The 8,204-nt window shown below is 40.2% G+C and carries 6 protein-coding genes; all 6 read left to right on the plus strand.

Translation table 11 applies throughout. The features are described from left to right. Positions 1 to 36 precede the first annotated feature (36 nt). On the plus strand, positions 37 to 2,400 hold the full coding sequence (locus tag BAZO_RS20665) for an FtsK/SpoIIIE family DNA translocase (RefSeq protein WP_039957862.1): 2,364 nt from the start codon (positions 37 to 39) through the stop codon (positions 2,398 to 2,400). Between the two features lie 95 nt (positions 2,401 to 2,495). Continuing rightward, complete coding sequence (locus tag BAZO_RS20670; protein WP_003333443.1) at positions 2,496 to 3,221, plus strand: GntR family transcriptional regulator; 726 nt, start codon at positions 2,496 to 2,498, stop codon at positions 3,219 to 3,221. Between the two features lie 58 nt (positions 3,222 to 3,279). Next, positions 3,280 to 4,371, plus strand: coding sequence for a BMP family lipoprotein (locus tag BAZO_RS20675; protein ID WP_003333445.1), 1,092 nt, complete (start codon positions 3,280 to 3,282; stop codon positions 4,369 to 4,371). Positions 4,372 to 4,596: 225 nt separating this feature from the next. Next, positions 4,597 to 6,108 (plus strand): ABC transporter ATP-binding protein, encoded by a 1,512-nt coding sequence (locus tag BAZO_RS20680; protein ID WP_039957864.1) that lies wholly within the window; start codon positions 4,597 to 4,599, stop codon positions 6,106 to 6,108. Next, a complete protein-coding gene (locus BAZO_RS20685) occupies positions 6,105 to 7,148 on the plus strand; it encodes an ABC transporter permease (RefSeq protein WP_003333447.1) in 1,044 nt (347 codons plus the stop codon). Before BAZO_RS20680 ends, BAZO_RS20685 begins: the two co-directional genes overlap by 4 nt. Then, the gene (locus tag BAZO_RS20690; RefSeq protein WP_003333448.1) at positions 7,149 to 8,114 is read left to right on the plus strand and encodes an ABC transporter permease; all 966 of its coding nucleotides are present in this window, start codon (positions 7,149 to 7,151) and stop codon (positions 8,112 to 8,114) included. It begins immediately after the preceding gene. The last annotated feature ends 90 nt before the right edge of the window (positions 8,115 to 8,204 follow it).

The raw sequence follows: 8,204 nt of genomic DNA on the forward strand, positions 1-8,204 counted from the left end.
TACGCCAAGGCGTATTTGATGATGAAGGTGATTGATATGGCAAAATCTAAGAAAAAAAGATCCGAAAAAAGAGCATTAGACTGGAAGAGGACGCTGACATATGAACTTGGAGGACTCGTGCTTCTGGCAATATCAATTATCGCTCTTGCCAATATTGGCGGTTTTATCGGTCGGGCATTAATCGAGTTATCCCGTTTCTTTTTTGGGGAATGGTACAGCCTATTATTAGGAGGACTCTTACTCCTGTCGCTATATTTTATTATTAAACGAAAATGGCCTCGTTTCGCTACAAGGAGATTGGCTGGGGCTTATGTTATAATTGCGGCTCTTTTGCTATATTCGCATGTAGAAACTTTTGCGGAAATTAATAATCAAGCCCCATTAGGGAATCCCTCCATTCTGAAAAATACCTGGAGTCAATTTTGGGGTGAGGTTAAAGGAGGGTCCTCGCTCGTCCTAGGAGGAGGAATGATCGGAGCTATTCTTTTTGCAATATCCTATTTCCTTTTTGGTGCGATGGGAACTAAGATTATTTTTTTATTCCTTATGATGATTGGGCTTATTCTTTTAACGGGAATTTCAATCCATGATATTTTAACAACGGCCGGCCAAAGGATATTTCAATTTATTAAAAACCAGTTTATTGGTTTTGTCGCTGATGTAAAAGGTAAACTTTCAAGCAGAAGAAAAAAACAGAAGAATAAGGAAAGCCGAAAAAATAAAGCAAAGACTGTAGCAGAAGAGATTGAAATTGAAGAGGGAAAAAACGAAACGATTATTTTAGATCATGGCTACCATGAAGAGGTAGCACCGATCATTTCTGATTTTAACGAAGTAGCAAGTAATGATACTTCTGCTAGTCTTCATAGGGAAGAGATCGATCACCAGCAAACAAACACTAAAAAAGAGGCGGACGGGCACGAAGAAAGAGCGGATGCGACAGTATCAATGACCTTTACGGAAGTCGCCAATGAAGCTTATCAATTGCCGACAAATGAGCTATTAAAAAAGCCAATACATAATAGTCAAAACCAAGAGAAAAAATTAATTTCAATCAATGCCCAGAAATTGGAAAAAACCTTTGAGAGTTTTGGTGTTAAAGCAAGGGTGAGAAAGGTTCATTTAGGACCTGCGGTTACAAAGTATGAAGTTCATCCTGATGTTGGTGTAAAAGTTAGCAAGATCGTAAGTTTAAGTGATGATTTAGCATTGGCCTTGGCCGCTAAAGATATCCGGATTGAGGCCCCAATTCCTGGTAAATCTGCGATAGGAATTGAAGTTCCTAACCAGGAAATTGCGATGGTTTCGTTACGGGAAGTTTTAGAATCAAAAAATAATAATCCAAATGCTAAGTTAATGGTTGGACTTGGACGTGATATATCAGGTGAAGCAATTTTAACCGAACTAAATAAAATGCCGCATCTTCTTGTTGCGGGTGCAACCGGAAGCGGGAAAAGTGTGTGTGTTAACGGAATTATTATAAGTATTCTCATGAGGGCCAAGCCACATGAAGTAAAACTAATGATGATTGACCCAAAAATGGTTGAACTGAATATGTATAACGGAATACCACATTTATTAACACCGGTTGTCACAGATCCTAAGAAAGCATCACAAGCCTTAAAAAAGGTTGTTTCGGAAATGGAACGACGCTACGAATTATTTTCACACACTGGTACACGAAATATTGAAGGGTATAATGATCATATTAGAATCCACAATCAGGAGACAGGCGAAAAGCAACCTGAATTACCATTTATTGTCGTGATTGTTGACGAGCTTGCTGATTTAATGATGGTCGCTTCAAATGATGTTGAGGATGCGATTACAAGGCTTGCCCAAATGGCACGAGCGGCCGGCATTCATTTAATTATTGCAACACAGCGCCCATCAGTTGATGTTATCACTGGGGTTATTAAAGCGAATATTCCATCAAGAATCGCGTTTAGTGTGTCCTCATCCGTTGATTCAAGAACGATCATCGATATGGGCGGTGCCGAGAAACTTTTAGGTCGAGGCGATATGTTATTTTTACCTGTGGGTGCTTCAAAGCCTGTTCGAGTCCAAGGTGCTTTTGTTTCCGACTCAGAAGTGGAGGAAGTTGTTGATTATGTTATTTCTCAACAAAAGGCACAGTATCATGAAGAAATGATGCCTACTGAGGAAACGGAAGTAACGATAGAGGTTGATGATGATTTATTTGATGATGCAGTAGAATTAATAACAGAAATGCAAACTGCTTCCGTATCGATGCTGCAAAGACGATTCAGAATAGGCTATACAAGGGCAGCAAGGCTTATCGACGCTATGGAAGCTAAAGGAATAGTCGGACCCTATGAGGGTAGTAAGCCGCGGGCTGTATTGGTATCAAAAATTAAAGATGAGGTATCAAATCAGTAAAGAGTGAGCATCATGTTCACTCTTCTTTTTTTATGGTATAGTTAAGAATACAGGTCAGAGGTCTGATGTCTCATCATTAACCATGGAGGAAACCAATGAATATTAAACCGGATACTAGACATCTTTATTTACAGGTAGTCGATAAAATTAAAAATGATATAGATAGAGGGCTTTATAAAGAGGATGAGAAGCTTCCGCCGGAATTTGAATTAGCAAAACAGCTGGGAATTAGCAGGGCAACATTAAGAGAGGCATTACGTGTGTTGGAAGAAGAAAGTATCATCATTCGTAGACACGGGGTAGGAACATTTATCAATCCGAAGCCGCTTTTTACTTCAGGCATTGAGGAATTATTTAGCGTAACAGATATGATTAACCGGGCTGGTAAAAAACCAGGGACCATTTTCGTCTCTTCCACATCTAGACAAGCAACAGCAGACGACGTGAGTAAATTTAATTGTTCCTATGACGAGGAAATTGTTGTAATTGAACGTGTTAGAACTTCTGATGATGAGCCTGTAGTCTATTGTATTGATCAAATTCCAAGTTCCATTTTGCCGAAAAATTACACTCATGAATTGGGTTCTATTTTTGAATTATTTGAAAGAGAAGTAGGCTGTCATATTACGTATGCGGTCACAAATATTGAGCCTTTAGGATTTTCTGAGAAAATTTCACCCAGCCTACATTGTGAGGTAGATGCATCTTTATTAGTTATGAAACAAATGCATTTCGATCAAAATGATCGGCCAACTTTTTACTCTTGCAATTATTTCAGAGCGGACAAGTTTAGTTTCCATGTCTTAAGAAAAAGGGCGTAATAATTACATAATTCTTGTGCAAAATAAGAACGAAAATCTATTAAAGGGAGGACTGAACTTGGCTAGAAAAAAAGCTGGTCTTTTGATTTCCGTTCTATTTGCAGCAAGTACGATCCTCGGTGGTTGTGGAACTGCCGATAAAGGAAAAGACAATAAAGAAAACGCAGGTGAAGGAGCACCCGCCGAAGAGGAAAAAGGATTTAGTCTAGCAATGGTAACTGATATGGGTGGGATTGATGATAAATCATTCAACCAGCTAACTTGGGAAGGGATCAAGGAATTTGCTAAGGAAAATAATCTTAAAGAAGGCGAAGGCGGTTATGCATATCTGCAGTCTACTAGTGATGCAGATTATGCCCCAAACTTGAATAAGCTAGTAAGAAGTGGCTACAAGCTAGTGTTTGGCGTAGGCTATTTAGTGACGGATGCGATTTCGGAAATTGCCGACCAAAAGCCTGACGCCCAATTTGCAATCATTGATAGTGTTGTTGAAAAGCCCAATGTAGCCAGCCTCACCTTTAAAGAGCATGAAGGCTCCTTTTTAACTGGTGTGGTTGCCGGATTAACAACGAAAACGAATAAAATTGGATTTGTTGGTGGTGTTGAGTCTCCATTAATCGAGAAGTTCGAAAGTGGTTTTAGAGCCGGTGTTAAAGCTGCAAATCCCAATGCAACGGTTGAAGTTCAGTATGCTGGATCATTCACCAAAGCCGATTCCGGTAAGCAAATAGCTGCGAGCATGTATGCTTCTGGAATTGACATCATTTACCATGCTTCAGGTGGAACTGGAAATGGAATATTCTCTGAAGCAAAAGATTTAAAAACAAAAGATCCTAACCGTGAACTATGGGTGATTGGTGTCGACAAAGATCAGGCACTTGAACATGGAAATGAGGTCACGCTTACTTCTATGGTGAAGCGGGTAGATACTGCTGTTCAGGATCTTGCGAAACGTACAATGGAAGGGGATTTCCCTGGCGGTCAGGTTCTCGAATATGGTCTTGATGTCGATGGTGTTGGCATTGCTGATTCAAAAGAAAATCTTTCAGATGAAGTGCTGAAAGCTGTTGATGATTGGAAACAGAAAATTGTCAACGGGGACATTAAAGTACCACACACTCGTGCGGAGTACGATAAATTTGAAGTATGATGATAATCGGAAAATAGGAAGCGCCTAAGGGATAACTAGGCGCTTTATCTCTTTCGATTAACTTTATTCTGCGAATAAAGTTAAAGCCTCCGGCGGATGCCTCGGATTTTCAAATGTAGTTTTTCGAGCAAGCTCGAAAAAATCCGGGCACAAATACGCCAAGGCGTATTTGATTACACTGTACTTTTAAGAGGAGTGAGGTACTTGAGTGAATATGTAATCGAAATGTTAAATATCCGTAAAGAATTCGGCGGCTTTGTGGCCAATGATAATATTACCTTACAGTTGAAACAGGGAGAAATCCATGCGCTTTTGGGAGAAAATGGAGCTGGGAAATCAACACTAATGAATGTCTTATTTGGATTATACCAGCCGGATGGCGGGGAAATCCGTGTTCAAGGCGAAAAAGTCAACATATCGAATCCGAATATTGCCAATGACCTTGGAATTGGTATGGTGCACCAGCATTTTATGCTTATCGATATCTTTACTGTAACCGAAAATATTATATTAGGGAGTGAGCCTTCAAAGGCTGGCAAAATTAATATAAAAAAAGCAGAAGAGGAAGTTAGAGCTTTATCCAAGAGATATGGGCTCGCTGTAAATCCATCCGCAAAAATAGCAGATATTTCGGTCGGTATGCAACAACGGGTCGAAATTTTGAAGACCCTTTACCGTGGAGCAGAAATCTTGATCTTTGATGAACCTACGGCTGTATTGACACCGCAGGAAATAAAAGAGTTAATTCAAATTCTGCGGAACTTAATTAATGAAGGAAAGTCGATTATTTTAATTACTCACAAACTAAAAGAAATTATGGAAGTATGTGATCGGGTAACAGTTATTCGAAAGGGTAAGGGGATTAAGACTGTAAATGTTTCCGAGACGAATCCGAACGATTTAGCGTCCTTAATGGTAGGGCGTGAGGTTACCTTTAAGACAGAGAAGATATCCGCAATCCCCGGAAAAGAAGTTTTAATCATAGAAGATCTAGTTGTTAAAGATTCAAGAAATGTAACAGCTGTTGATCACTTGAATTTAACAGTCCACGCAGGCGAAATATTGGGGATTGCCGGTGTCGATGGCAACGGGCAAACAGAATTATTAGAAGCGATTACAGGATTAACGAAGGTTGATGCAGGGATCATCACGCTAAATGAAAAAAACATAACGAACCTTCCACCAAGGAAAATAACCGAAATAGGGATGGCTCATATTCCGCAAGACAGACACAAACATGGCCTTGTTTTAGATTATCCAATTGGTATGAATATGGTGTTGCAAACGTATTATAAACGGCCTTTTTCGAATAATGGCATCTTAAAATTTGATGTAATAAGCAAAAAGGCTCGGCAGCTTATCGAAGAGTTTGATGTCAGAACCCCTGATGAATTCACAATAGCTCGAGCATTATCGGGCGGAAATCAACAAAAGGCGATTATTGCCCGTGAAGTAGACCGTAATCCTGAATTATTAATTGCGGCCCAGCCCACACGTGGTCTCGATGTAGGTGCGATCGAATTTATTCACAGACGGTTAATTGAGCAGCGGGATCATGGCAAGGCTGTCTTATTAATTTCTTTTGAGCTTGATGAAATTATGAATGTAAGTGACCGAATTGCCGTTATCTATGAAGGGAAAATTGTCGCCACAGTTGACCCGAAAGAAACAACGGAACAAGAATTGGGTTTATTGATGGCTGGGGGTAAGCGCACGGAAGAAGGTGTTCCTTCATGAATAACCGCTTAACAAATGTACTTGTACCTGTATTCGCTGTTTTATTAGGAATTATTGTCGGAGCCATTGTCATGCTTGTTAGTGGGTTTAACCCCATTAGTGGCTATAGTGCTTTACTATCAGGTGCATTTGGTGACCAGTATTATATCGGTGAAACAATTAGACAAGTCACCCCTTATATCTTAGCTGGTCTTGCTGTCGCCTTTGCTTTTCGTACAGGCTTATTTAACATTGGAGTGGAAGGACAGTTAATGGTAGGGTGGCTTGCTGCCGTATGGGTTGGAGTGAGTTTCGAGGCACCGAAAATAATCCATCTACCGCTGGCGATCCTTGCCGCAGCCTTTGCAGGAGCAATTTGGGGAGGAATTCCCGGATTTTTAAAAGCTCGATTTAAGGTTCACGAGGTTATTGTGACGATTATGATGAATTACATTGCATTGCATGTAGTAAACGCCATCATTCGCTCTGTTTTATCAGATCAAGGATATAAATCTGAGAAAATATTAGCTTCAGCATCATTAAGGTCGTCACTCTTACAAGCACTTACAGATTATTCTACCATGCACTATGGCATTCTTGTTGCGATTTTAACAGCTCTCATTATGTGGTATTTGCTTGAAAAAACGACAAGAGGCTATGAATTAAAAGCCGTTGGTTTTAATCAACATGCATCAAAGTATGCTGGTATGAATGTTAGTCAAAACATTATATTATCAATGGTCATTTCTGGAGCATTTGCAGGTATGGCAGGTGCAATGGAGGGTTTAGGAACCTTCGAAAATATTTCTGTTAAATCTGGCTTTACAGGAGTTGGCTTTGACGGGATTGCCGTTGCTTTATTAGGTGGGAATACAGCCTTTGGCGTTATTTTAGCCGCAATCCTTTTTGGAGCACTTAAGGTAGGCGCGTTAGAAATGCCTTCAGCTGCTGGTGTGCCTATTGAATTAGTGGATATTGTCATCGCTTTGATTATTTTCTTTGTTGCATCCAGCTACTTAATTCGTCTCGTACTGACTCGCTTGAAGAAGGAGGGAAAGTAAATGAGTTTGATGGACATTTTAGCAATCATCATCCCTTCTGCACTTTTCTTTTCTGCTCCGCTTATTTTTACAGCTTTAGGTGGAGTGTTTAGTGAACGGTCAGGTATTGTCAACATTGGGCTAGAAGGCTTAATGGTCGTTGGAGCCTTTACAGGTATTGTTTTTAATTTAACATTTGCGGATCGTTTGGGGGAGCTTACCCCATGGTTATCTGTCTTAGCGGCGATGATTATTGGTGCACTGTTTTCTTTAATACATGCAGTCGCATCGATTACGTTTAGAGCTGATCAAGTTGTCAGTGGGGTCGCCATTAATTTCCTTGCTCTTGGGGGCGCTTTATTTTTAGTTAAAAAAATATATGGCAAAGGACAAACTGATCAAATTTCCTCTGATGCCGTTTTTAATAAAATTGATGTTAAGTTTCTTTCTGATATTCCAATAATAGGACCATTATTATTTAGCAATGCCTATGTAACCTCTTATATTGCCATATTAGTTGCGATTATTTCCTGGTATGTGATTTATAAAACCCCTTTTGGTCTCCGGCTACGGTCAGTTGGGGAACACCCCCTTGCTGCGGATACAATGGGTATTAATGTTTCGAGGATGCGCTATATTGCAGTAATGATCAGTGGTGCTCTAGGTGGGATTGGAGGGTCCATATATGCCTTGATTATATCACGAGACTTTAGTCATGCTACCATTAGTGGACAAGGCTTTATGGCACTTGCAGCCATGATTTTCGGGAAATGGCATCCGATAGGTGCTTTAGGGGCGGCGCTTTTTTTTGGATTAGCCCAAAGCTTAAGCTTTACCGGACAAATGATTCCAGGATTAAGAGACTTGCCCACTGTCTACTTATTAATTGCCCCCTATGTATTGACGATCTTGGCATTAACCGGTTTTATCGGTAGAGCGGATGCGCCTAAGGCCTCAGGAACACCCTATATAAAAGGGAAACGGTAGGTAGAAAAGCGGAAGTGCCTTGCTCATCGCCGTACAAATTGGAGGGCACAACGACAGCGATAAAGGAAACTTGAATTGCGTTAGCAATTC

The sequence above is a fragment of the Schinkia azotoformans LMG 9581 genome, from assembly GCF_000307855.1.
GTDB classification, from domain to species: domain Bacteria; phylum Bacillota; class Bacilli; order Bacillales; family Bacillaceae_J; genus Schinkia; species Schinkia azotoformans.

What these genes read in the sequence shown, in the direction of transcription:
- BAZO_RS20685 (WP_003333447.1), top strand. Translation starts at nt 6,105, where the DNA reads ATGAATAACCGCTTAACAAATGTACTTGTACCTGTATTCGCTGTTTTA.
- BAZO_RS20665 (WP_039957862.1), top strand. Translation starts at nt 37, where the DNA reads ATGGCAAAATCTAAGAAAAAAAGATCCGAAAAAAGAGCATTAGACTGG.
- BAZO_RS20690 (WP_003333448.1), top strand. Translation starts at nt 7,149, where the DNA reads ATGAGTTTGATGGACATTTTAGCAATCATCATCCCTTCTGCACTTTTC.
- BAZO_RS20670 (WP_003333443.1), top strand. Translation starts at nt 2,496, where the DNA reads ATGAATATTAAACCGGATACTAGACATCTTTATTTACAGGTAGTCGAT.
- BAZO_RS20680 (WP_039957864.1), top strand. Translation starts at nt 4,597, where the DNA reads ATGTTAAATATCCGTAAAGAATTCGGCGGCTTTGTGGCCAATGATAAT.